Below are 25216 nucleotides of genomic sequence, written 5' to 3'. Positions count from 1 at the left end.
TTGCCATGACCTCGAACAGACACCGCGGTCCCCGGGCCGGAACGGCCGGTCAGCATGACTGAACTCATCAGCGCCGTCGAAGCGGTGGACGTCAGGTTCCCTACCTCGCTCCACCTCGACGGCTCCGACGCCATGAACCCCGAACCCGACTACTCGGCCGCCTATGTGACGGTCCGTACGAGCGGAGGTGACGAGGGGCACGGGCTCGCCTTCACCGTGGGCCGCGGCAACGACGTCGAGGTCGCCGCCGTACGCGCGCTGGCCCCGCTGGTGGTCGGCCTGCCGGTGGAGGAGGTCCTGGGCGACCTCGGGGCCTTCTCCCGCAGGCTGACCGGCGACAGTCAGCTGCGCTGGCTGGGGCCGGAGAAGGGGGCCGTCCACATGGCGGCAGCGGCGATCGTCAACGCCGTGTGGGACCTGTACGGCCGCCGCACCGGGAAGCCGGTCTGGCGTCTGCTGTCCGAGCTGTCCCCCGAACAGCTCGTCGACCTGGTCGACTTCCGCTACCTGGAGGACGCGCTGACCCGTGAGGAGGCGGTGGACATCCTGCGCCGCGCCGAGCCGGGACGCGCCGAACGCACCGCCCACCTGCTGGCGTCCGGCTACCCGGCCTACACCACGACGCCCGGCTGGCTCGGCTACGACGACGAGAAGCTCGTGCGGCTGTCCAAGGAAGCTGTCGCCGACGGCTTCTCCCAGATCAAGCTGAAGGTCGGCGCCGACCGCGAGACCGACGTCCGCCGGATGCGGCTGGCCCGCGAGGCGGTCGGCCCGGACATCCGGATCGCCGTCGACGCCAACCAGGCCTGGGGAGTCCGGCAGGCCGTCGACTGGATGCGCGCCCTCGTCCCCTACGACCCGTACTGGATCGAGGAACCCACCTCCCCCGACGACATCCTCGGCCACGCCGCCGTCCGCAGGGAGCTGGCACCCGTCAAGGTGGCCACCGGCGAACACACCCACAACCAGGTGATGTTCAAACAGTTCCTGCAGGCCGAGGCGCTCGACATCCTCCAGATGGACGCCAGCCGCACCGCCGGAGTCACCGAGAACGTCGCCATCCTGCTGCTGGCCGCCAAGTTCGGCGTCCCGGTCTGCCCGCACGCCGGCGGAGTCGGCCTGTGCGAGATGGTGCAGCACCTGGCGATGTTCGACTACGTGGCCGTGAGCGGCACCACCGAGGACCGCGTGATCGAGTACGTCGACCATCTGCACGAGCACTTCACCGACCCGGTCCGCATCCGCGACGGCCGCTATCTGGCCCCGACCGCGCCCGGCATCAGCGCCGAGATACACCCCGATTCCGTCGCCGCCCACCGTTACCCGGACGGGCCAGTCTGGCAGGAGGTGACCGCCTCATGAGCGGATCCGAACTCACGGGCCTGGCGGCCGTCGTCACCGGCGGCGCCTCCGGCATCGGCCTGGCCACCGCCCGGCTGCTCGCCGACCGGGGAGCCAAGGTCGCCTGCCTCGACCTCAAGCCGGACGTACCCGAACCGCTCATCGGCATCCGGGCCGACGTGACCGACGACAGCGAGGTGCGCTCGGCCGTCGACGAGGCCGCGAGGCTGCTCGGCGGCCTCGACATCCTGGTCAACAACGCCGGGATCGGCGCCCAGGGCACCATCGAGGACAACTCCGACGACGAGTGGCACCGTGTGCTCGACGTCAACGTTCTCGGCATCGTCCGTGTGACCCGGGCCGCACTCCCCCACCTGCGCCGCTCCAGCCGTGCCGCGATCGTCAACACCTGCTCCGTCGCGGCGACCGCGGGCCTGCCCCAGCGGGCGCTGTACTCCGCCACCAAGGGTGCCGTCCTCGCCCTCACCCGGGCGAGCGCCGCCGACCTCGTGCGCGAGGGCATCCGCGTCAACTGCGTCAACCCGGGCACCGTCGACACCCCGTGGGTCGGCCGGCTCCTGGAGCGCGCCGCCGACGCGGAGGCCGAACGCACCGCCCTCGAAGCCCGCCAGCCCATGGGCCGTCTGGTCACCGCCGAGGAAGTGGCCGCGGCCATCGCCCACCTCGCGAGCCCGCTCTGCGCCTCCACCACCGGCACCGATCTCGCCGTCGACGGCGGCATGCAAGGACTGCGGCTCCGCCCCCGGGCCTGACCACACCCCTCCCCGAGACCTTCCCCCTCGGCACCCCCATCCGCTTCCCGGCCTTCCCGCACCAAGGAGATGAGCAATGACGCTCAGACACACCCGGTACGCCTGTTTCGGTGCACTCGCCGTCCTCACGGTCTCCGCCCTCACCGCCTGCCAGAGCTCCGGCACGGCCGACGGTTCGAGCGGCGGCAAGCCGGTGGTGGGCGTCGACTACCCGCGCTCCGACACCGACTTCTGGAACTCGTACATCAAGTACACGCCCCAGTACGCCAAGGAGCTGGGCCTCGACCTGAAGACCACCAACTCCCAGAACGACGTCGCCAAGCTGACCGCGAACGCCCAGACGTTCATCAGCCAGGGCGTCAAGGGAGTGGCCATGGCCCCCCAGGACACCGCGGCCGTCGCGCCCACGCTGGCGCAGATGGAGGCGAAGAAGATCCCCGTCGTCACCGTGGACACCCGCCCCGACACCGGCAAGGTCTACATGGTGGTGCGGGCCGACAACCGGGCGTACGGCGAGAAGGCCTGTCAGTTCCTCGGCACCAAGCTGCACGGCAAGGGCAAGGTCGTCATGCTCCAGGGCGACCTCTCCTCCATCAACGGCCGTGACCGCACCGAGGCGTTCAACGACTGCATGAAGAAGAACTACCCCGGCATCAGGGTCTTCGGCGAGGCCACCAACTGGGACGGGGCCGTCGCCGCGCAGAAGCTCCAGACCGACCTGACGGCCCACCCGGACATCAAGGGCGTCTACATGCAGTCCAGCTTCGCGCTCTCGGGCACGCTCCAAGTGCTCAAGCAGAAGGGCCTGCTGGTCGGCCCGGCCGACAAGAAGCACGTCTTCGTCGTGTCCAACGACGGCATCCCCGAGGAGCTCAAGGACATCGGCGGCGGCCAGATCGACGCCACGGTCTCCCAGCCGGCCGACCTCTACGCCAAGTACGCCCTCTACTACCTGAAGGCGGCGATCGACGGCAAGACCTTCAAGCCCGGCAAGACCGACCATGACAGCACCATCATCCAGGTCCGCGACGGAGTGCTCGAGGACCAGCTGTCGGCCCCGCTCGTCACCGCCGACGGCGGCACCTACGGCGGTGTCAGCAGCCTCAAGAGCGACGACAAGTCCCTCTGGGGCAACAACCTCGGCTGACCGGAAGGCGACACGCAGACATGCTCACGGCTCCGCCCGTCGCCGAGGCGGCGGGGATCACGAAGCGGTACGGATCCACGGTCGCGCTCAGCGACGCACGGATCACGATCGCCCCCGGGCAGACACACGCGCTGGTGGGACGCAACGGCGCCGGCAAGTCGACCCTCGTGTCGATCCTCACCGGCCTCCAGGCACCCGACACGGGCACGGTGACCTTCGGCGGCGAACCGGCCCCCCGCCTCGCCGACCGGGACGCGTGGCGGCAACGGGTGGCCTGCGTCTACCAGAAGTCGACGATCATCCCCGAACTGACGGTGGCGGAGAACCTCTTCCTGAACCGTCACGACCGCGGTCCGGGCGGCCTGATCAGCTGGCGCACGCTTCGCCGCAAGGCCGAGGAGCTGCTGCGGACCTGGTCGGTCGACGTGGACGTGCGCACCGCGGCCGGTGAACTCGACGTCGAGCAGCGGCAGTTCGTGGAGATCGCCAGGGCGCTCTCCTTCGGCGCCCGCTTCATCGTCCTCGACGAGCCCACCGCGCAGCTGGACGCGGCGGCCATCGACCGCCTCTTCGGCCGCATCAGGGACCTCCAGGAACAGGGCGTCACCTTCCTGTTCATCAGTCACCACCTTCAGGAGATCTACGAGATCTGCGACACGGTGACGGTGTTCCGCGACGCCCGGCACATCCTCACCGCCTCCGTCACCGACCTGCCCCGCTCCGAGCTGGTCGCCGCCATGACGGGCGACGCCGCGGTGGAGAGCACGGGCAGGCGCCGCGGCCCGGTCGCCTCCGCGGTTCCCGAGGTCCTCACGGTCGGCGGTGCCTCCCTCGACGGTGCCTACGACGACGTGTCGTTCGGGGTCCGGGGCGGCGAAATCGTGGGTCTGGCCGGCGCGGCGAGCAGTGGCCGCACCGAACTGGCCGAGACCGTGGTGGGTCTGCGCGCCGCCGACACCGGCACGGTGGAGATCGCGGGAGCCAGGCCCCGGCCGGGCAGCGTCCCCGCGGCCCTGCGGGCCGGTGTCGGATTCGTCCCGCAGGACCGTCATCACCAGGGCTACGTACCCGCGATGTCCATCGCGGACAACGCGACCCTGACCATCCCGGAACGGCTCGGCCCGCCCGGGTTCATCGACCGCCGCCGCCGCGACGAACTCGCCAAGGACATGATCGACAATCTGGCGATCAAGACACCGGGTCCCGACCTGGAGGTGTCCGGGCTCTCCGGAGGCAACCAGCAGAAGGTCGTCATGGCCCGCGCCCTGGCCAACGACCCCAAGGTGCTGGTGCTCATCAACCCGACCGCCGGCGTCGACGTGCGGTCCAAGGAGTTCCTCCTCGGCAAGGTCGAGGAGACCGCCGAGTCCGGCACCGGCGTGCTCATCGCCTCCGACGAACTCGACGACCTGCGCATGTGCGACCGGGTCCTGGTGATGTTCCAGGGCCGCGTGGTCGCCGAGAAGCTCAGCGGCTGGCACGACCACGAGCTGGTGGCCGCGATGGAAGGAGTGGACCTCGATGTCTGAGACAGCGGCCGCGACCACCGCGAAGACCCCGCCGGACGAACAACCGGCCGGCCCCAGGGCGGGAGGGCGCAGGATCGCCTTCGCCCGGCTGCGCGACCTCGCCCTCATTCCCGCGATCATCGTCATCGCGATCGTCGGCCAGATCGTCAACCCGGTGTTCCTCCAGGCCGACAACCTCATCAACGTGCTCCAGACCATGTCCGAGATCGCGGTCCTGGTCCTGGCGCAGACACTGGTGCTGATCGTCAAGAAGATGGACCTCTCCCTGGAGTCCACGGTCGGCCTCGCCCCCGGCGTCGCCGCCTGGCTCACGGTCCCGGCGGGCGCCACACACGGCCTCGGGCTGCTCCCGGGCGCCTGGTCGGTACCGGTCACCCTCGCCGTCGGCCTGCTGGTCGGCGCGGTCAACGCCCTGTTCATCATCCGGTTCGGCCTCAACGGCTTCATCGTGACCCTGGGCATGCTGATCGTGCTGCGCGGCATCCTCACCGGCATCTCGGGCGGTCAGACGTTCTTCCAGCTGCCGCAGTCGATGCTGTACATCGGCACGGCCGAGTGGCTGGGCATGCCCGCCTCGGTGTGGGTCTGCCTCATCCTGTTCGCCGTCGGGATCGTGGTGCTCGGCTTCACCAGTTTCGGCCGCTCCCTCTACGCGATCGGCGGCAACGTCGACGCGGCGAAGGCGGCCGGCATCCGCACCGACCGGGTGCTGTGGATCGTCATCGTCACCGCGAGCCTGCTGGCGGCGCTCAGCGGTCTGATGCTCTCGGGGCGTCTCGCCTCGGTGGCGTCCGCGCAGGGCAACGGCTACATCTTCACGGTGTTCGCCGCGGCCGTCATCGGCGGCATCAGTCTCAACGGCGGCAAGGGCACGATGTTCGGTGCTTTCACCGGCATCCTGCTGCTCTTCCTGATCCAGAACGTCCTCACCCTCGGCGGGGTCCCCGCACAGTGGATCGGCGCACTCAACGGCGCCATCATCCTGATCGCCCTGGCACTCTCCCGGGTCACCGGGGGCAAGGTCCAGGATTAGCCGGTGGAGGCGACCACCTCCCCGGGTCGCCTCCGCCCTCTGTCTCCACCCTGTTCTCCCGAAGGATCCTGCGTGACGAACCACCCCTTGGACGGCTCCTCGAACGGCTCCGTGGACCCGATCGGCTCCACGGACCCGACCACCGCCGGGGCCGCCGCTCCCCCACAGGTCACGCTCCCCGACCGGGGCATCCACGACACCTCCCCCGCCGTCTCCTGGACCGACGGCTTCCTCACCGGCAACGGCGAGCACGGCGCCGTACTGCACGGTGCGGCAACGCTGGAGAAGGTGGTGCTCAACCACCACCGGCTGGTGCTGCCGAACGGCACCCGCACACTCGAGCCCCCCGTGCTCTCCGGGCGCCTCGACGGCGTGCGGGACAAGGCCCTGGCCGGCGACTACGCCGGCGCGAACAGGGACTTCGCCTCCGGATGGTCACTGCGCTGGACGCAGACCTACCATCCGGCCTACGAACTCCTCATCAGCACGCCGGGCATGACCACGGTCAACGACTACACCCGGACCACCGACTACCGCACCGGGGAGGTCAGCTCCAGCTGGACCGACCCGTACGGCACCTGGACGCGCCGGGCGTTCGTCTCCCGGGCCGACAACGTGATCGTCCACGAGCTGATCGCCGCCCCGGGCCGCACGGTCGACACCACGCTGAGCGTCAACACCGCGCTCGACGGTGTCCCCGGCACCGTCGGTTTCACCACCCGCGCCACGGTGAAGGACGGCGACGGCTATCTGAACCTGCGCGGTACCTATCCCGCGGGGCAGGGCGCCTTCGGCTACGAGGGCGTCACGCGTGTCACGGCGACGGGGGCGAACTCCTCGGTGACCGTCAGCGGCTCCACGATCGTCGTGGCCGGGGCCGCCGGTGTGCTCCTGCTGACCAAGCTGGACCGCTACGAGTCCTCCACCGCATGGGACTCCGAGCCGCTGCACGCCCAACTGGCCGCGACCGGCACCGACTACGCCGCCCTGCGTTCGGCGCACACCGCGCTCCACACCGAGTTGTACGACCGCTCCCGCCTCGACCTCGACGTCCCCGACGCCGACCGCAGGCTCTCCGTCAGCGAACTCATCGCCCGCCAGAACGCGGACCGTGACGTCATCGACCTCGCGCTGCTCGAGCGGCTGTACGACTCGGGCCGCTACCTCTTCCTCAGCTCCAGCGGAGTCCTGCCGCCCCGCCTCACCGGCATCTGGACGGGCTCCTGGAACGGCGCCTGGGCCGACGACTTCACGACCGACGCCAACATCAACCTCCAGGTCGCGGGCGCCAACATCCTCGACACCACCGAGGTCATGCAGGGCTACTTCGACCTGGTCCTCGGCCAGCTCGCCGACTGGCGCACCAACGCCGCCCACCTCTACGGCGCTCGCGGCTTCCTCGCCCCCTCCCGCACCGACGGCGAGTACGGCCACATGCTCCACTTCGACAACGACGAGTTCCCGGGCCACTGCTGGACCGGCGGCGCCGACTGGTTGCTGTACCCGATGCTGGAGTACTACGAGGTCACCGGCGACAGCGAGTTCCACCGCACCAGGCTGGCGCCGGCCTTGATGGAACTGGCCCTGTTCTACGAGGACTTCCTGTCCCGGACCGACGCGAACGGCAAGGCCGTCTTCGTGCCGTCCTTCTCCATGGAGAACGCGCCCGGCAACACCGGCGTGTGCCTGTCGGTCAACGCCACCGGCGACATCATGGCCGGCCGGCACGCCCTCCAGGCCGCCGTCGACGCGGCCAATGCGCTGGGCGTGGAGCAGGGCAGCGGACAGGGCGTGTCCCGCTGGACGGCGCTGCTGGCCAAGCTGCCCGACTACCGCGTCAACAGCGACGGCGCGCTCGCCGAATGGTCCTGGCCCACCCTGACCGACCACTACGACCACCGCCATGTCCAGCACCTGTACGGCGCATGGCCGTTGCACGAGATCAACCCCGAGGAGCAGCCCGCACTCGTCGGTCCGGCGCTCAGGGCCCTGGAGAAGCGCGGTGATCAGAACGTCTCCGCCCACGGCAGTCTCCACCGTGCGCTGGCCGCCGCTCGTCTGAAGGACGGTGGCAAGGTCTACGACAACCTGAGGAAGATCATCGGCAACAACATGCTCTTCAGGTCGCTGATGACCTCGCACAATCCCGACCTGGACATCTACAACGCGGACGCCGCGAACGCCCTGCCGGGTGTGCTCGCGGAGGCCCTGATCTACTCCCGGCCCGGAGTGCTGGAGGTCCTGCCGGCCCTGCCCGACCAACTCGCCCGGGGCACCATCACCGGCGTACGCACGCGTGGTCGGATCCGCGTCCACACCTTCAGCTGGGACCTGCCCGCCCGCGCCGCCACGCTCTCCGTCACCTCGGAGGTCGACCAGACCGTCACCCTCGTCAGCCGTCGCGGCATGACCTCGATGACCACCTCGGCGACCGTGGCCGCTTCACCCCTCGGCTCCTACGCCCGCGAGGTGTCCCTGGTCGCCGGGCGACGCACCGACATCACCGTCTCCCTGCCCACCGGCTAGGGCCGGACGGTGGAAGGGCGCAGCAACGAGGCGCCGGCGGTCGCGGCGGGGACACCGCCGCTCCTTCCCTTCCAGCGCGCCCGCCCAGCAGCAACAGGCCCTTCCGCCGCCCGCACGGGAGGCCTCCCCTGCTCGGCTCGGCGGCGTACGAGCAACCCGCAGGGCGGTGCGCCGGTCAGGACCGGACGGCCGGCTTCAGGACGTTCTGACACCACCGGCGGAAGTCGGTGGTGCGGGCCGGGCCGTGGGGTTCGGCGTCGTAGATGCCGTTGTTCTGCGCGTTGACCATGTCGGCCATGTCCCGGGCCAGCGCGGGGCTCATGCCGTGCCGCACCATGCGGACCTGGAAGTCGGCGAGCGGCACCTGTTCGTAGCGCACCGGGCGGCCCAGGGTTTCGGAGATGATCTCGGCCATGCCGTCAGGGGTCAGGTGGTCGGGGCCGACCAGGGGTATGCGGGCCTGACCGGTCCAGGTGCCGTCCAGCAGAAGGGCTGCCGCCGCGGTGGCCACGTCCTGCGTGGCGACGGTCGGCAAAGGCCGGTCCGCGGTGTTCGCCATGGAGAACACGCCGTGGTGTGTGATCGACTCGGCCTGGCGGAGGACGTTCTCCATGAAGAACGGCAGCGCCAGTGCCCGGTACTGCACACCGGTGCTCTCGATCAGCTCGTCCATGCCGAGCGCGGCCGACAGCAGTCCCGCCTCACCTTTGTATCCGTGTCCCAGGGAGGTGACGTGCACCATCCGCACTCCCCGGTCGGCGGCTTCCCGGGCTGCCGCCCGGGTGAAGTCCAGGTAGTGGCTTCGGGCGGGACCCGCGTCCCGGAAGCCGGCCGGGGGGACGAGCCAGAACAGCCGGTCGGCGTCCTCCAGTGCCCTCGCGATCGTGTCCGCGTCGGCGTGCGAGCCCTGCACCACCTCCGCCCGCGCGTGCACGTGGTCCGGGAGGCGGGAGGAGTCGCGGGCGATCACGCGGACGGGCTCACCGCTGTCCAGGACGCGGTCCAGGATTTGCCGGCCGATGTCACCGGTCGGTGTGGTGATGACGATCATGAGTGTCTCCATGCAGGGCGGTCGAGGGCGCATCCCGAAGGGGCGTGCCGGACGGTCGCTCTCGAGTGAACCGGGCGCAACAGTGCAGGTGAAGGACCATCTCGATCGCTATTGATACCGTGGAGGCATGAATGATCTGGAGGTGCGGCAGCTCCGCTGCTTCGTCGCGGTGGCGGAGGAACTGCACTTCGGGCGGGCCGCCGACCGACTGAGCATGACGCAGCCCCCTCTCTCCCGGACGATCCGCAGCCTCGAACGACAGCTCGGCGTGACGCTGTTCGAACGGACCACCCGGCAGGTGGAACTCACCGGTGCCGGAGAGGTTCTGCTCCGTGACGCCAGAACCGCCCTGGAGGCGGTCACCGCCGCCGCCCACCGGGCGCGGCACGCCGGCAGCGCCTCGCCCAGGTTGCGCATCGCCCTCAAGGCCGACATCGACGGCGGTCTGCTGCCGCAGATCCTGGACGCCTACAGCACCGATCCCGCTGCCCTGCCCCCGGAACTGGTCCTCGGCGGGTTCGGCGCTCAGCCCCAGGCGCTGCGCGACGGTCTCGCCGACGTAGCACTCGTGCTCCGCCCCGTGGACGAACGCGGACTGGACAGCGAGCCGCTGCTGACCGAGCCGGTCCTGGTCGCCATGGCGGCCACCGACCCGCTGGCCGCCCGAACCCGGCTGTGCCTCGCGGACCTCGCCGGCCGCCGCCTCCTCGACGGCGCGCCTGCCGACGAGGGTCCCACCGCGCCGTCGCAGCCCGGTGGGACGGCACCGGCCTCCAACCTGTCGGAGATCTTCAGCCTCGTCGAGACGGGCAGCATCGTGTTCTTCGCGCCCGCCTCGGTCGCCCGCCGCAACCCGCGCCCCGGAGTCGCCTACCGGCCGGTCAGCGACCTGCCGAACTGCACGCTGGCCGTCGCGTGGCCCCAGGAGGCCCGCTCGACGGCCGTCGCCGCTTTCGTGCGCGCCGCTGTCGCGATCGCAGGCGCCCACCACGCACGAGCAGAGCCCCCCGTGCACAGTACGACCGCCTGAGCCCCGTGTCTGCTCTCGTGTTGGCTCTCGCCTCGTACGAGAGCAGCCGCTGCACCTCCCGTGAGGACAGAAAGTGATACGGGCAGGCATGAGCGGCGGATCCGCGGGAAGGCGGCCTTTCGTCAGCCTGTGTCTCCATCAGACAGGCGATCAGATGTCTCGGGAGGGAAGCACCGTGGTGGCAGTGAGCGCGGCAAGGACAGAGACTCACCTGAGGGAGCTGCCGGAACTCGCCGACCCCTCCAAGGTCGCCCCCAAGGACGCCCGTGCTCTCACCAAGCTGTTCTTCGACCAGCTCGCCGTACTGGAGGAGGGCACGCCCGAGTACCAGTACGCCAGGAACACGCTGATCGAGATGAACATGTCCCTGGTGCGTTTCGCCGCGGGGCGGTTCCGCAGCCGGGGTCCGGAGGAGATGGAGGACATCGTCCAGGTCGGCATGATCGGCCTGATCAAGGCGATCGACCGCTTCGAACTCACCCGTGAGGTGGAGTTCACCTCCTTCGCCATCCCCTACATCGTGGGTGAGATCAAGCGGTTCTTCCGCGACACCACCTGGGCCGTCCACGTGCCGCGCCGTCTGCAGGAGGCCCGGGTCCAGCTGGCCCGCGCCACCGAGGAACTCCGCAGCCGCCTGGGCCGGACCCCCACGGTCAAGGAACTGTCCGAGCTGATGTCCCTGCCCGAAGCCGAGGTCCTCGAGGCGCGGTTGGCCTCGAACGCCTACAACTCCACCTCCCTGGACGCCACCATCGACGGCACAGAGGACGGCGAAGGCTCGCTCGCGGACTTCATCGGCGCGGACGACGCGGCACTGGAGCTGGTGGAGGACTTCCACGCCCTGGCCCCCATGATCGCGGAACTCGACGAGCGGGACCGCCGGATCATCCACATGCGGTTCGTCGAGGAACTCACCCAGGCGCAGATCGGCGAGCGCCTCGGCGTCTCGCAGATGCATGTCTCCCGTCTGCTTTCCCGCACCCTCGCCCGACTGCGCGAGGGCATGCTCACCACTCAGTGACACCCGTGCCCGCCGGTGCCGAGAGCCGGCGCGGCGTACCCGACGGAACGAACGGCGCCGCCCGGATCCCCAGGGATCCGGGCGGCTGTGTGCTGTCGGGTCAGGGTGTCAGTTCCCATCGCGCGATGTACCCGACGTCGATCGACGCCCGGTCCTGCACGCGCAGTTTCCAGGTGCCGTTGAGCGGTTGGGCGGAGGCGTCGACCGTGAAGGTCTGGTCGACGTTGTCGGCGGAGCCGCCGCTGCGGTTGAGCAGGGAGTAGACGGTGCCGTTGGGGCCGACGAGGTCGACGGTCAGGTCACCGCGGTAGGTGTGGACGATGGAGACGTGGACGGTGGTGGTCGCGGAGGCGTTGCCGTCACGGCCGGTGATGGTCACCGGGGACTCCACCGCGGCACCGTTGTCGGGGATGTCGACGCGGGTGGCGTTTCCGTAGACGTAGGCGATCTGCCACCTGAAGGTGTCCGAGGCACTCGCCCCGGTGCTGTCGGTCACCGTCACGGTGACGTCGCCGGTCCCGAGGGTGGTGGGGGTGCCGCTGATCAGACCGCTGGGGCTGATGGCCAGGCCGTCGGGCAGGCCGGTGGCCTCGTAGGTCAGCGTGGCGTCCGTGTTGGTGGTGTAGGCGTCGACCTGGAAGGTGACCGCCTGGTCGACGCCGCTGATCTGGTCGGCGATCGGGGCGAGGTTGACGCCGAGGGCGATGCGGTTGCCGACGTTGATGCCTGCCCAGGCGTCGGAGACGGCCAGGTAGGTCGGGCTGTAGGCGCCGAACAGGTCGGCGGCGGCGGACAGGGTGGCGGTGCGGGCGCCGGCGTAGTCGGTCGTCGAGGTCATGTACGTCGTCAGCGCGCGGTACCAGATCGCGGCGGCGTTCTCGATGCCGATGCCGGTGACGGGACGGCCGTCGGAGGTGGGGCTGTCGTAGGAGACGCCGTTGACGGTCTTGGCGCCGCTGCCCTCGGAGAGCAGGTAGAAGAAGTGGTTCGCGGGGCCGGACGAGTAGTGGACGTCGATCCCGCCCAGGCTGGAGCTCCAACTGTCCCTGGAGTCACCGTCCCTGGAGGGCTTGTCCATGTAACGCAGCGGGGTGCCGTCGCCGTTGATGTCGATCTTCTCGCCGACGAGGTAGTCGCCGGGGTCGGCCGGGAGGTTCTCGTGGAACTCGACGGCGGCGGCGAAGATGTCGGACGTCGCCTCGTTCAGACCGCCGGACTCACCCGCGTAGACCAGTCCCGCGGTGGCAGCGGTGACGCCGTGGCTCATCTCGTGGGCGGCCACGTCGAGCGCTGTGAGCGGGTGGGTGTTGCCCGAGCCGTCGCCGTAGGTCATGCAGAAGCACGAGTCCTGCCAGAAGGCGTTGACGTAGTTGTTGCCGTAGTGGGCGCGGCTGTAGGCGGCGACGCCGTCGTTGCGGATGCCGTTGCGGCCGTAGGCCTCCTTGTAGAAGTCCCAGGTGGCCGCGGCTCCGAAGGCCACGTCGACGCCTGCGGTCTGGCGGTCGGACGGCAGGCCGGTGCCCCAGACATCGTTGTCGTCCGTGAAGAGGGTGCCGGTTCCCGAGGTGCCCTTGTTCAGGTCGTAGGTCTTGTGTCCGGCACGGTTGGGGTCGCTGAGCTGGTACGTCGAGCCGACCTGCGTGGTGCCGAGCGGGACCGTGCCGACGTACTGGCCGGTGCCCTCACCGGTGTGCACCTTCTGCGCGGTCAGGAGTTCCTTGCCGCTGACGGCGTCGGTGACGACCTGGAGTTCGCTGGGCGTGCCGTCCCTCTGGACGCCCTTGACGAGGGTCTCCCATGCCAGGACGGGCTTGCCGCTGCCGGCCCAGATCACCTTCCGGGAGGCGTTGTCCACCTCAGCGCCCTTGACGTGGTCCTTCCTGGACGCCGTGAGAGCCTCGCCGGCGGCGTCGGCAGCCGCGATCCGCGGGGTGAGGGTGGGTACCGACAGGCGGGCCGCGTTGGCCTTGGTGACGGTGGTACGGCCGCCGCGGTCGTGGACGACGAGGTCACCGCCCAGGACGGGCAGGCCCGAGAAGGTGCGCTCGTAGCGGGTGTGCGTGGTGCCGTCCGCGTCGGTGAGGACGTCCTTGACGACGAGCTTCTCCTTGGCGCCCAGCCCGATGCGCTGTGCCGTACCGGCCGCAGCGGACTGGGCCTTCTTCACCAGGGCGGTGCGGCGGGCGGGGGTGAGGGGTACCTGGGCCGCACCGGCCCTGGGGGTGGCCGTGATCTTCACGTGCGCCGTATCGGCCGGGGTCGCGCCGGCCGGCGAGGGGGCGGCGAGGGCGAGCAGGGAGCCGACGGCGGTGAGGACGAGGGCGGCTGCGCGTCTGCGCCGCCCGAGCGCGTGGTGATGCAGGGACAACGGGTTCTCCTTCGGTACGAGGCCGGCCCGTGGTGGGGACCGTGGACGAGACGGACCGGCGGGGTACGCCGGTCCGGAGCGCTGCACGGCATGCGGGTGGAAGGAGGTGGGGGGTGACGGGAACACGACTGGTCTCGCGCGCTGAACCTGTGAAGGAACTGTGATTTCCCGCAGAAGAGTGGCACCGCGTCCACTCTTTTGTCATGCAAGCATCAATACAACGGCTTGAATTGACCATGACCGTCGGGCAAATCACCCCACGCGGCGCCGGTTTTCGGCCGTCGAACGAGCAGCAGTCCCCCGCGCCCCGGCCGGGCTTCGGCGACGCGCCCCGACATCAGCGCCGCCATCCCTGTTGACAATGCGTTCCCTGGGAACCCGGGGGCCATGAGCAAGACCGCACTGATCGTCATCGACATGATCAACACGTACGACCACCCGGACGCGGAACAGCTGCTCTCCTCGGCCCGGAAGGTCGTTCCGGTCCTCGCCGACCTGCTGGAGACGGCACGGTCGAAGGACGTGACGGTGATCTACGTCAACGACAACTTCGGTGAGTGGCGCTCTCATCACGGTGAGCTGCTCCAGCAGGCACTCGCCGGACCGCACGCCGACCTGGTGGAACCGGTGAAACCGGACCGCTCCTCACTGTTCGTGGTCAAGGCTCGCCACTCGGTGTTCTTCGAGACCCCGCTGTCCTACCTGCTGCGCCAGCAGGGCATCGAGCGGCTGGTGCTGTGCGGCCAGGTGACGGAGCAGTGTGTGCTCTACTCCGCCCTCGACGCCCACATCCGCCACTTCGACGTCGTCGTCCCGCGCGACGCGGTCGCCCACATCCACTCCGATCTCGCGGACGCGGCACTGCGCATGATGGAGCGCAACATGGGCGCGCGGGTGTGCGACAGCAGTGAGCTGTGGGACTGAACAGCGTGCCGACGCCTGCGGGCGGACCGTCGGCCTGCCACGGGCTGCGTCCGCGTCGACCCGCCGGGCCTGGACGGCAGGTCCCCGGGGCCAGGCCCGCGCCGTTGCGGACCTGGCCCCGGTCCGTCAGTTCTGGAGGCGCCAGCGCTGGTTGGCGCCGCCCGAGCAACTCCACACCTGGATCTTCGTCCCGTTCGCGGTCGCCTGGCCGCTGGCGTCCAGGCAGAGCCCGGACTGCGCCGCTGTGATCGTGCCGTCGGCGTTGATGTTCCACTGCTGGTCCGGCTGCCCGGTGCAGTCCCAGATCGCCGCCGGGGTGCCGTTGCCCGCACCCTGGCCCACGCCCAGGCACTTGTTGCCGTAGACGACCAGCTGCTTCCCGGTGGTCGTGGTCCACCGCTGGTTGGAGCCGCCGTTGCAGTCCCACAGCTGTGCCTGTGTGCCGTTGGCGGTGGTCGAGTTGTTGATGTCGAGGCAGCGGCCCGACTGCTGGCCGACGATTGCCTGGTTGCCGGACTGCGGTGGCTGGTTCGAGCCGAACTGGGTGAAGAACTGCCACACCGCCGCCGACGTCCAGGTGCGCCAGCCGCTACCGGTGGAGCCGTCTATGGGACCGGGATCGTGACCGCCGTCGAACGCGGCCCAGACGACCGGGTATCCGGACCTGCATCCGGAGTAGGTGGTGATGATGTGCGTCAGGCTTCCGTTGGCAGGCTCGGGCGGGTTCTGCGGGGTGCAGCCGTTCGTCCGGACGAAGGTGTCGCGCAGCTGCCGTCCCGACGCGATGGGCAGCACGTTGTCCCTGAGGCCGTGCAACCCCATGTAGGCGATGGGCTGGGTGCCGCCGTTGCAGCCGCTGAGGTTCGCGCCGGAGTAGACCGCGACCGCACGGAAGACCGTCGCCCGGGAACAGGCGAGGGCGTACGACATCCCGCCGCCGTAGCTGAAGCCGCCGGCGAACAACTGGGTGGTGTCGACGCACAGGCCCGCTTCGATCTGGTTGACCATGGCGTCGACGAAGGCCAGGTCCTGGCCGCCGGGGTTGGCCCAGCCGTTGCCGTTGCCCTGGGGGGCCACGAAGATCGTGCCGTTGTTCGCGCTGTCCGCCAGGCGCCTGAGGCCGTAGTAGGACCAGTTGTACCCGTCCGTGCCGCCCGAGTCGACGTCGTTCGCCGTGCCGCCCCGCCAGTGGAAGCCGAAGATCAGCCGGTAGGGGTGGTTGCTGTCGTAGCCGGCCGGAACCCGCAGGATGTAGCTGCGGTTCTGGCCGCCGCTCTGAATCGTGTGGTTGCCGCTGGTCAGCGTCGGGGCCTTGCCGCAGCCGGCGCTCGCCGCGGCGGCGGACCTCGTGCTCGGCGCGGGTGCGCCGAGGGCGCTGCTGAACGAGGTGCCCGCGGTGGTCAGGATGAGGAGCAGTGCGGCCGCGAGGGCCATTAAGAGCGGTTTGCGTTCCATGCTCTCCTTCTTCCGTCGTGGAGTTCTTGCGTTCTGCGGGGAGCGCCGGTTCACACGGCAGTGATGGTCCACGCGTTGTTGGTGCTGGAGTTCGGCGTCCACAGCACCGTGCTGGAGCCGGCCGTGGTGCTGCCGCTGCCGTCGAGGGCGGTGCCGGTGCCCCGGTTGACGATCTGGTAGCGGTTGTCGCCGAGGCTGTTGAGCGACCACTGCTGGTTGTTGCCGCCGTTCCACGCCTGCTGACGGGCGGGAGCGCCGTTGGCGGAGTTGCCGAAACTGTCGGCGACCATGCCGTTGGTGCGGTTCACGATGCGGTGGTAGCCGTTGCCGAGGTCGATCATCTGCCACTGCAGATTGGTGCTGCCGTCGTAGTTCCACTGCTTGAGGTTGGAACCGGAGGCCACGTTGCCCCCGCTGTCGAGCACCAGTCCGCTGGTCACGTTGGCGATCCTGACCCAGGTCGTGGAGCCCCCCGGCGCGCCCAGGACGGGGATCTCACCGGAGAAGGTGAGCTTGACCGTGTACGCCAGGGCGCTGAAGGGCGGGTTGGACGAGGGCATGGTGAGGTGCAGGCCGGACGCGTCCTGGGTCGGTGCGGGCAGGTTGACGTAGGTGCCTGCGGTGTTGTCGAGCAGTTGGGCTCCGGTCAGGCTGCTGAGGTTGATCTGGTTGGAGTTCAGCGTCGTGATGGTCATGGTGCCGCCCTGCCAGCCCAGGGAGGTGGCGTAGAGGACCTTGTTGTCCCGGCTGCGCGTGAACCGGATGTCCTGCGGTTTGCCGGCCACCGGTCCGCTGAACGAGCCTCCGCCCATCTTGGTGGGGCCCTCGCCGTGACTGGCCCAGGAGCGGGTGGAGTAGACCGCCTCTCCGAAGCGGCCGAGCCAGTCGCCCATGGCGAGCAGGACGGACTGCTGCCCGGAGGGGATGGTGCCGTCGGCCATCGGGGCGATGTTGAGCAGCATGTTGCCGCCCTTGCTGACCCGGTCGATCAGCGAGTGGAGCATGGCCTGCGTGGAGTAGTAGCCGATGCCGACCGTGTAGCACCAGCTGGAGGAGGAGATGCTGTCGTCGGTCAGCCAGTAGGGGGTGAGCAGCCCGGCCGGGCCGCCGCGCTCGAAGTCGAAGACCTCACCCTTGTTGTTGAAGCCGTCCTTGTAGGTCGCGACCACGTCCTTGTTCCACGCGACGGCCTGGTTGTAGTAGTACGCGAGGAACTGGAGCCGGTAGGACTCCTGCACCTGGTTCAGGGCGAAGTCCTGCCAGATCAGGTCCGGTCGGTAGCCGTCGACGACCTCGGCCAGCTTGTCGTACCAGAGCTTGTTCTCCGCGGCGGAGCCCTGCTGGCCGTAGAGGATGCGCAGGTTCGGGTCCGACTGGTCGGGCACGTGGTCGTAGAACCCGTTGAAGTGGTAGGCGTGGTGCAGCGAGGCCATGAACTTCAGGCCCTGCCCGCGGATGGCCTGCGCGTGCAGCCCCACCATGTCGAGCTTGGGGCCGTGCTGGACGGAGTTCCACGGGTTGGAGCGGCTGTTCCACATGGAGAAGCCGTCGTGGTGCTCGGCGACCGGGCCGGCGAACCGGGCGCCCGCGGCCTTGAACAGCCGGGCCCAGGCATCCGGGTCCCACTTGCCGCCCTGGGAGACGAGCTTGGGGGCGAACTGAACGAAGTTGCCCGCCTTGTCACGGCCGCCGTCGATGAAGTTGCTGTACGGCCAGGCCGAGGGGTCGCCGTAGGTCGCCTTGTGGTGGTTGTTCTCGGCCGAGCCGCCGATGTACATGTTGCGCGGATACCACTCGTTGCCGAAGGCGGGAACGCTGAAGGCGCCCCAGTGGTAGTAGATGCCGAACTTGGCGTCCTGGAACCAGGCCGGGGCCGGGGGGTGCTGTTCCACGGAGGACCAGGCCGGGGTGTAGCTGCTGGGGCCGTCGGTCGCGGCGGCCTCGGGGGCGAACCGCATCATACCGGCGGCCGCCGACGCACCGGCCGCAGCCAGCAGTCGGCGCCGGCTGAGCGGCAGGGAGGAGGAAGTCATGCGGGGCCTTTCGGAGGGATCGGGGAGACTCGGGAAGTCCGCCCACCGGTCACGGGATCAGTCGCGCGTCCACTTCTGGTTGCTGCTGCCGTTGCAGGTCCACAGCTGAAGCAGGGTGCCGTTGGCCGTTCCGGCGCCCGTGGCGTCCAGGCACAGACCTGACTGATCGCCGGTGATCGTGCCGTCGGCGCGGATCGTCCACTTCTGGTTGCCGCCGCCGGTGCAGTCCCAGATGTCCACCTTGGTGCCGGGGCTCGTGCCCTGGCCCGCGGCGTCCAGGCAAGCGTCGCCGTAGACGCGCAGCTCACCCGCGGAGGTGTTCGTCCACTGCTGGTTGCTGCCGCCGTTGCAGTCCCACAGCGCCACCTGGGTGCCGGCCGTGTGCGACTGGTTCGGCACGTCCACGCACCGGCCGGAGCCGACCCCGACGATCGGGCCGGCCGTGCCGGTGTTCCCGTCGCTGCCGGGCGTGATGGACAGGTTGTCGAACTGCGCCGTCTCGCCCTGGCTGGTCCCGTAGCCGATCTGTCCGGCGGCCCAGGTGCCGTCCTTGACGGAACCGACGGTGGCGCCGTCGATGACGGCGGTGATCGTGGTGCCGGAGAAGGTGAGGGCCAGGGTGTGCCACCGGTTGGTGCCGAGCGCCGCGGTCGTGCCGCGGGCCAGGGTGGAGACCGTGCCGTTGGTGTTCGAGTTCAGGATCGACCAGGCCCCGGTGTCGCTCACCCGCAGACGGTAGGCGTTCTGTCCTCCGGTGCGGTCGTAGTCGTGGCTGCCCGCGCGGCCGATCAGTTCGATGTATCCGGACTGTTCGAGCAGCACGTCCGACGAGACCGTGTAGTCGCCCCAGCCCACGTCACCGAGCAGGGCGTGCGGATCGGTCAGCGTGTCCCAGGTGATCGGCTTCTGCGGGCTCATCTGGCGCACGCACTTTCCGCTGCGGCCACCGCCGCAGGCCACTGCCTCGAAGGCGCCCTGCCAGTCCATGAGGTACTTCGCCTCGGTGCCGGTGGCGTAGCCGTCGAAGGAGTCGCTGTAGGGCAGTTTCAGCGCACTCCGGGCGGGACCGGTGGCGGTGCCCTTGCCCTGTCCCGTCGTGGTGGTCAGGGTGTACAGGTGGCCGGGCTGGACGGTCAGGCTGAAGCCGCCACCGGACGGGGTGATGTCCGCGGCGTGCACGAAGTGCTGGGCCGGGTCGGCGGACCTGACGTCCGTGGACCAGACGCGGACGGTCCCGGTGGACAGCCCCCCGGTGACGTTGAAGTTCAGCGTCTGCGCGCCGGTGGCGTCCACGGTCTCGATGACCGTGGAGTAGTCGGAGTTGTTCGGGGACTTCAGCGAGACGTAGCTGCCGTTGGCGCGGTTGCCGCCGATGTAGCCGCTGGACGTGTCGAGGTAGCGCCATCCCGGGCTGGTGAACTGGCTGGTGTGCGCCATCACCCAGGTGTTCTTGCCGATCGAGTACGAGCCGGACCATGGCTGCGCGGCCAGGGCCATGCCCATGGTGGGGTACGGCAGGTTGGGGGTGAGCGCGGCGACCACGGGCCAGTTGAGGTACGCGGTCATGCGTCCGTCGATGTATCCGCGGTTGATGCCGCGGGCCAGGGCCTGCGCTCCCCCGTTGTAGTCGTCCGAGCCGTTCTCGCTGGCCCACAGCGGCTTGCCGGAGGACATGGCGGCCGCCGGCACCGAGCAGGTGGACTGGGAGGACCGGTAGCCGCAGGGATAGTGCGTGCCGATGGCGCTCACCGCGGAGGCGAACGCCGGGTTGGAGTTGACGTCGTCGGCCACGGACCAGTCCGAGTCGGCAGCGACGATCTTGACGCTGCCGTGGCCGTTGCTGTTGAGCGCGCTCCGCAGCTGCTGGTACCAGGAGACGTTGTAGCCCCGCTCGTTCCATCCGCCGAGGTAGTCGATGCTCAGCCCGTGCTGCTTGGCGCAGCCCAGCCAGGAGACCAGGTAGTCGACCATGTCGGTGGACCAGAAGTTGCCGTTGCCGATCCAGCCCGGGGCGCCCCAGGCGAGCCCGTACAGCTTGATGTTCGGGTTGCGGGCCTTGGCCTGCTCCATCAGCCACCATTCGTAGCCCCGGTCGCAGTTCAGGTCGGAGCGGGTGTGCATGTGGCTGGGCTCGGCTCCCGAGGTGGAGTTGGTGTCCCCGCCGATCTCGGCCTTGAGCATCTGCAGGGAGGCGCCGTAGCCGGGCCGGAACAGGTAGTCGAGGACCTGGCCGCGCTGGGGCTCGGGATAGTCGATCAGGAGTCTGCTGTTGCCCCCTCCCCCGCTGATCGCGCCGACCCCGTCGAAGGTCCGGCCGCCGGAGGTGCCGTTGAGGACGATGGAGGTGGCAGCCCGGGCCGGAGCGGCGGTCGTGCCCACGACGCCGCCGGCGGCCAGGACGAGGCCCGCGACCACGGCCGTCGGGACACGCAGGCGCCGTAACAGCCGTGCGATTGCTGACACGGTGGGTTCCTTTCGCAGGTGGGGGTGTCCACGCCGGTACGGTCGGCGGACGGTTCAGCGGGCGGAGAAGTCCCGGTCGGGTGCCGCTCACGGCGAACCGCGTGCCCAGAGCTCCGGCCAGAACGTGGCGGCCGTCGGGGCCGACAACTCGACCTGTGGCAGTGCGAGAACGCCCCCCGCTGCCCGGGTGACGCGCACGCTGCCGGCGTTGGCCGACCAGGGCACGGACGCCTTTATCATGTGCATGCCAATACCTCCTCGGTCTGGTTGCGGCAGAACACGCCGTAGGACAGAGGGATTCAGCGGTATCCGGCCGCGATGATGTTGGCCTGCACCGCGTTGTCGGTCGCGTCGGAGGGGTAGCCGGCCACGATGGCACCCTCGTAGAAGGTGCCGGCGCTCAGGTTGGCGCCGCCACCGGGCTTGCAGCAGTCGCCGCCGCTGCCGAGCACGATGGCGCCCTGCTTCTTCATCGGGCTGTATCCGGCGGGAAGCGCGCCGTCCCAGAGGGTGGTGAGACTGCCGGACTGGGCGTTGCCGCCCTTGAGGGCGAACCTCGACGTCCCGTTGTTCTTCAGCATCGCGGTGACGAACTTGACGGGGAACGCCCGCTGGTTGGGGTTCCAGGACTGGCTGCCCCCCGAGTACAGGCCCCACTCGAGGTCGGCCTGGACCCAGGGACCGCTGCCCGAACAGCCGCCGAACCAGCACTGGGTGCCGAAGTTGATCGCGTCCATCGCCCCGGCCGCGTCGGCCTTCCGGGTCGTCTCGCTGTTGCCGTAGTCGAAGCAGCAGCCGCTGTTGACGTGGGTGCCGCTGGTCACCATGTACGCCCCTTCGGGCGCGCTGCCGGTCGGAACACCCGTCAGATGACCGTCCCGCCAATAGCTGTTACCGGGATTGATGTACAGCGAGTACGCCTTGGTGCCCCCTGCGGTCAGCGACTCCGAGGTCGCCTTCGCGGGACTGCTCTGGCTCGATCCCGGGACCTGGGCCGACCCCTGGTACCACAGGTCGTTGCCGCGTCCGGACTGGTCGTAGACGACCGTGATCACACAGGAGGTGCCCCCGCAGAACGAGTCCTGCGCCGCCGCGTCGGCGAAGCCGCCGGCCACCCGAACGCCGATGTTCCTGGTCGCGTTGTCCGAGGCACGTCTGACCTGGTAGAGGCTACCGCCGTACGACCCGTGGAGCGCCCGCACCGTGCTGTGCGCGGCGACGCACGGCGTGCCGCCCGCGGAGTAGAGGTCGCACGGGCCCGACCCGCCGGGGGCGGGCGGAGGTGTCGACGTGGTCCACTTCTGGTTGCTCTGCCCGTTGCAGGTCCACAGGATGACCGCGGTGCCGTTGGCCGTGCCCGCCCCGCTGACGTCCAGGCACAGGCCGGACTGGACACCGGTGACGGACCCGTCGGCGTTCTGTCGCCACGCCTGGTTCGACTGACCGTTGCACGACCAGATGATCACCGGGGTTCCCGGTGCGGTCCGGTTGTCATAGGCGTCCACGCAGCGGGTGCCGCTCATCGTCCTCAGCTCGCCCGCCGAGGTGAACTCGAACGCCTGGTTCGGCTGGTTGTCGCAGTCCTGGATGTCCAGCGCCGTTCCCGGTGTGTCGACATTGCCCCTGACGTCCAGACACCGTCCCGAGGCCTGACTCACCAGGGGTGCCGGTGCCGACGCCGGGGCGGATGCCGGTGCCGACCACGTCTGCGCGGTTGCGGACAACATGGCCAGCAGTGCCATCACGATCACTACGGCGAACGCCGGTAAGCGCGGTGCGCGAGCCGCCGGGCTCCGACGGGGAGAGGGTGAAGGCCGCATTCTGTTCCTCGGGGCTGTGGGGGAAGGGGACAGAGATTGCTGTGCCTGGTCGAACGGGATGTTCGTCGGGGACCGCCGCGGCCACCGGCATGGGCGTTCAAGAACCCCACGGGAACCACTCAGACATCCCATGTCCTAGTGATTCCACAGTCCTCTCATCGAGTCAATACGCTCGTCATCCACAACCAGACTCCGATCCATCCCATGTATCGGGCCAGATGAGAAGCTTCCGAGGGCATGCCGAAGCCCGCGTCCGGCGACGGCCGCCATGTCGGACGCGGGTGTAGGTTCCGGTCACCCGTTAGCACTCCGGGGGCAGGAGCACGTGCAACTGCGCGCCCGGCTACACCTGCCCACCGAGAGAGCGGTCGCTGCGCTCGCTGTCCGCCGCGACTGCGGCCGCGGCCGGCGCGTGCCGGAAGCAGCGTGAGGGTTGGACACCGGCCACAGGAGGGTGCCTCGCTGAAGGGGCCACGTGCTCAGGAGACCGGCAGAGCGGTCCACTGCTGGTTAGGTCCGCCGTTGCAGTCCCACAGGACGAGTTGCGTGCCGTCGACGGTGGACGCGTTGGGGTCGTCGAGGCAGCGGCCGGAGGCCGGATTGCGATAGCCGCCGTTGTACGTCTGCCATTGTTGGTTGGTCCCGCCGTTGCAGTCCCAGATCACGATCTTGGTGCCGTTGGCGGTACCGCGGCCGGTCGCGTCGAGGCACTTCCCGAGCGCCCGCAGGGTGCCGTCGGAGCGCGCCGACCACGTCTGCGCGGCGGAGCCGTCGCAGGACCGGATCTCCGCGATGGTCCCGTTGGCGCTGTTGCCGCCGTTCACCCCCAGGCACTTCCCCGCGATCCCGGAGCGCACCTGCCCGCTCGCGGAATCCGGCGGCTTGATCCAGCCCGCCGCGTCCGCGGCCTGGATCCCCGCGTTGAAGGCGTCCGCCATCTTGCCGAAGCCGCTGTCGTTGGGGTGCAGGGCGTCGGACAGATCCGCGGCGGTCAGGGCGCTCATGTCGACCAGGCGTACGTGCTTGCCGGCGGCCTGTTCGGCCTGGACGATCCCGGGCAACTTGGCGTTGAAGGCGGGCCGGTTGGCCTCCTCGGTGCCGCTGGTGGAGACGATCACGGTGCCGACGAGGACGGTCGCGTCGGGTACGGCCCTGGTGATCTGGTCGATGAGTGCATGGAGGCGGTCGGCGGCAGTGGGGATCTGGTAGTTGCCGTTCAGGTCGTTGGTGCCGATCTCCAGGGTGACCACGTTCGGCCGGTATCGCGCCAGCACGGAGTCCGCGATGCCGGCGATCTGATCGATCCGCCAGCCGGAGTGACCTTCGTTGTCCGGGTCGGACATGGTGCCGTTGCGCCCCGAGCCGACGAAGTCCACGGTGTGTCCCTCGGCCGTCAGCTTGTTCCCGAGGAAGCTGCGGTAACTGTTCCCGGAGGGGCTGCCGACCCCCCAGGTGATCGAGTCACCTAACGGCATCACCCGCAGCGGCGTGGCCGCGGCCGCGGTGCGTGTGGCGGAGGGCGGCGCCTCGGCGGCGGTGGCCGCGCCGGGCCACGCGGCTCCCAAGCCGAGGGTGGCCGTCAGTGCCGCGGCCAAGGATGCCCAGTACTTCTTCATCAGCGTTCCTCACTGGGTGCGGGTCAGTGGGTGGGGGTGAACGGACCGCCGGTCCGTGTGGGCGTTCCGGAGGCGTGATCGGGTCAGGGGGTGAAGTCCTGGTTGGTGCCGGGTGCGTCCTTGCCGGGCCATTGGTCCCGTCACCAGGTCCAGTTGCCGGCCCGGTCGCTGTTGCCGCCGTGGACGTCCAGGCACAGTTGGCTGTTCTGGTTCTTGCAGGGATACGAGGCGTCGGACTGTTCACCGACAGTCACACGGCGCCGGCCGCTGCGCCCGCCGCCTGCCTGCACAGTGTTCGGCGGCTGGTGGCCGGTGGGCGGTGGTCGTGGAGGCGCCCGGCGTCGAGAACCGTCGCTGGTGGAAGCGGCCGTTGCAGGTCCACAGTTGGCACGGCCGAACACTTTCGGCTGAAAGCTGCGGGAGCGCTCCCATGATGGGACAGATATCTGGTCCGGCTCGTTTCCCGCCCTTCCATGGCGCCATAACGCATCGAGCAGTCGTCGGACGCCACCGCGCCCGACCAGCACGTGGCGTCTCGTACCGGTCGTTCCCATCCGATCTCCCTACCGTGTCGGCGGAATCCAGTCGGGTTCTGTGCTGATGGTGCTGACACGTGCCGTAGCGCTCGAAGGTGCCGTTCTTTCAACGGGATTGCAGAGAGGTTTCGGGGGGAGACGGTGCTCCCGATGTCGCGACCCTGTCAAGGGCCACGACCCCCTCGGTCCGGCTCCGGGGCCGAATCGGTTCGATCGCCAAGCCGCCGGATCGACGTCGGCCGGTTCGCTCAAGCGGACCCGGCGTGACGGCGGGCGGCCGGCGATGTGCCCTCACGCCGACGGGGCGCGTCGCGTGGCGGGGGTCGAGTCGACGGCCGGAGCGGGCGCGCTCGCGTACCTCCCGCAATGCCACTGAGCTGGGCATAGCCTCCGGACATCGGTTGACGAGAGGGCAGTGCGCACCGCACGGGCCGATGCGCGGTCCACGGCACGTCCTAGGTGTATTGGCCCGCAGCGTTGTTCACGCGGCTGATCGGTGGGTGGCCGCCGAGTGCGGTGTGGCAGCGGTGGTGGTTGTAGGTGTGTAGGA

General features: G+C 69.6%; 17 protein-coding genes. 9 read left to right on the top strand and 8 right to left on the bottom strand.

The annotated features are described in order from the left end of the window. Positions 1-54 precede the first annotated feature (54 nt). The 6 genes from ACIQJT_RS37560 to ACIQJT_RS37535 all read left to right on the top strand — a co-directional run bounded on the left by ACIQJT_RS37560 (position 55) and on the right by ACIQJT_RS37535 (position 8349). On the top strand, positions 55-1362 hold the full coding sequence (locus ACIQJT_RS37560) for an enolase C-terminal domain-like protein (protein ID WP_402650108.1): 1308 nt from the start codon (positions 55-57) through the stop codon (positions 1360-1362). Next, a complete protein-coding gene (locus ACIQJT_RS37555; RefSeq protein WP_402650107.1) occupies positions 1359-2114 on the top strand; it encodes an SDR family NAD(P)-dependent oxidoreductase in 756 nt (251 codons plus the stop codon). Before ACIQJT_RS37560 ends, ACIQJT_RS37555 begins: the two co-directional genes overlap by 4 nt. A 76-nt stretch (positions 2115-2190) precedes the next feature. Then, positions 2191-3261, top strand: coding sequence for a sugar ABC transporter substrate-binding protein (locus ACIQJT_RS37550; protein WP_402650106.1), 1071 nt, complete (start codon positions 2191-2193; stop codon positions 3259-3261). Positions 3262-3281: 20 nt separating this feature from the next. Beyond that, a complete protein-coding gene (locus ACIQJT_RS37545) occupies positions 3282-4790 on the top strand; it encodes a sugar ABC transporter ATP-binding protein (protein ID WP_365463786.1) in 1509 nt (502 codons plus the stop codon). Beyond that, the gene (locus ACIQJT_RS37540) at positions 4783-5823 is read left to right on the top strand and encodes an ABC transporter permease (RefSeq protein ID WP_365463783.1); all 1041 of its coding nucleotides are present in this window, start codon (positions 4783-4785) and stop codon (positions 5821-5823) included. The genes ACIQJT_RS37545 and ACIQJT_RS37540 overlap by 8 nt, the downstream gene beginning before the upstream one ends. A gap of 72 nt (positions 5824-5895) precedes the next feature. Further along, the gene (locus ACIQJT_RS37535) at positions 5896-8349 is read left to right on the top strand and encodes a glycosyl hydrolase family 95 catalytic domain-containing protein (RefSeq protein ID WP_402650105.1); all 2454 of its coding nucleotides are present in this window, start codon (positions 5896-5898) and stop codon (positions 8347-8349) included. A 175-nt stretch (positions 8350-8524) separates the two neighbouring features. On the opposite strand, the gene ACIQJT_RS37530 is transcribed toward ACIQJT_RS37535, so the two are convergent. Then, positions 8525-9400 (bottom strand): NAD(P)H-binding protein, encoded by an 876-nt coding sequence (locus ACIQJT_RS37530; RefSeq protein WP_365463777.1) that lies wholly within the window; start codon positions 9398-9400, stop codon positions 8525-8527. A gap of 127 nt (positions 9401-9527) precedes the next feature. Between ACIQJT_RS37530 and ACIQJT_RS37525 the strand changes: the two genes are divergently transcribed. Beyond that, on the top strand, positions 9528-10430 hold the full coding sequence (locus ACIQJT_RS37525) for a LysR family transcriptional regulator (protein WP_402650104.1): 903 nt from the start codon (positions 9528-9530) through the stop codon (positions 10428-10430). 175 nt (positions 10431-10605) lie between these two features. Further along, entirely contained in the window at positions 10606-11451 is an 846-nt protein-coding gene (locus tag ACIQJT_RS37520) for an RNA polymerase sigma factor SigF (protein ID WP_365463771.1), read from the top strand. A 100-nt stretch (positions 11452-11551) separates the two neighbouring features. Here the strand turns inward: ACIQJT_RS37520 and ACIQJT_RS37515 are convergent, their stop codons facing one another. Next, on the bottom strand, positions 11552-13819 hold the full coding sequence (locus ACIQJT_RS37515; protein WP_402650103.1) for a M4 family metallopeptidase: 2268 nt from the start codon (positions 13817-13819) through the stop codon (positions 11552-11554). Positions 13820-14206: 387 nt separating this feature from the next. Between ACIQJT_RS37515 and ACIQJT_RS37510 the strand changes: the two genes are divergently transcribed. After that, positions 14207-14743, top strand: a complete 537-nt coding sequence (locus tag ACIQJT_RS37510; RefSeq protein WP_365463765.1) for an isochorismatase family cysteine hydrolase — start codon at positions 14207-14209, stop codon at positions 14741-14743. A 126-nt stretch (positions 14744-14869) separates the two neighbouring features. Here the strand turns inward: ACIQJT_RS37510 and ACIQJT_RS37505 are convergent, their stop codons facing one another. The 6 genes from ACIQJT_RS37505 to ACIQJT_RS37480 form a co-directional block, all read right to left on the bottom strand. Then, positions 14870-16177, bottom strand: a complete 1308-nt coding sequence (locus ACIQJT_RS37505; protein ID WP_402650206.1) for a ricin-type beta-trefoil lectin domain protein — start codon at positions 16175-16177, stop codon at positions 14870-14872. Positions 16178-16248: 71 nt separating this feature from the next. Then, positions 16249-18231: an alpha-L-fucosidase gene (locus tag ACIQJT_RS37500; protein WP_402650102.1), complete on the bottom strand. Its 1983-nt coding sequence runs from the start codon at positions 18229-18231 to the stop codon at positions 16249-16251. Positions 18232-18288: 57 nt separating this feature from the next. Next, a complete protein-coding gene (locus ACIQJT_RS37495; RefSeq protein WP_402650101.1) occupies positions 18289-20694 on the bottom strand; it encodes a ricin-type beta-trefoil lectin domain protein in 2406 nt (801 codons plus the stop codon). An 87-nt stretch (positions 20695-20781) separates the two neighbouring features. Further along, on the bottom strand, positions 20782-20940 hold the full coding sequence (locus tag ACIQJT_RS37490; protein WP_402650100.1) for a hypothetical protein: 159 nt from the start codon (positions 20938-20940) through the stop codon (positions 20782-20784). Between the two features lie 53 nt (positions 20941-20993). Continuing rightward, positions 20994-22436 carry an arabinofuranosidase catalytic domain-containing protein gene (locus tag ACIQJT_RS37485; protein WP_402650099.1) on the bottom strand — a complete coding sequence of 481 codons (1443 nt, stop codon included), beginning with the start codon at positions 22434-22436 and terminating at the stop codon, positions 20994-20996. 557 nt (positions 22437-22993) lie between these two features. Further along, the gene (locus ACIQJT_RS37480) at positions 22994-24130 is read right to left on the bottom strand and encodes a ricin-type beta-trefoil lectin domain protein (protein ID WP_365463753.1); all 1137 of its coding nucleotides are present in this window, start codon (positions 24128-24130) and stop codon (positions 22994-22996) included. Positions 24131-25216 lie beyond the last annotated feature (1086 nt).

Origin of the sequence: Streptomyces sp. NPDC091972, assembly GCF_044756385.1 — a bacterium.
Classification (GTDB): domain Bacteria; phylum Actinomycetota; class Actinomycetes; order Streptomycetales; family Streptomycetaceae; genus Streptomyces.
This window is presented reverse-complemented; position numbering and strand designations above follow the sequence as displayed.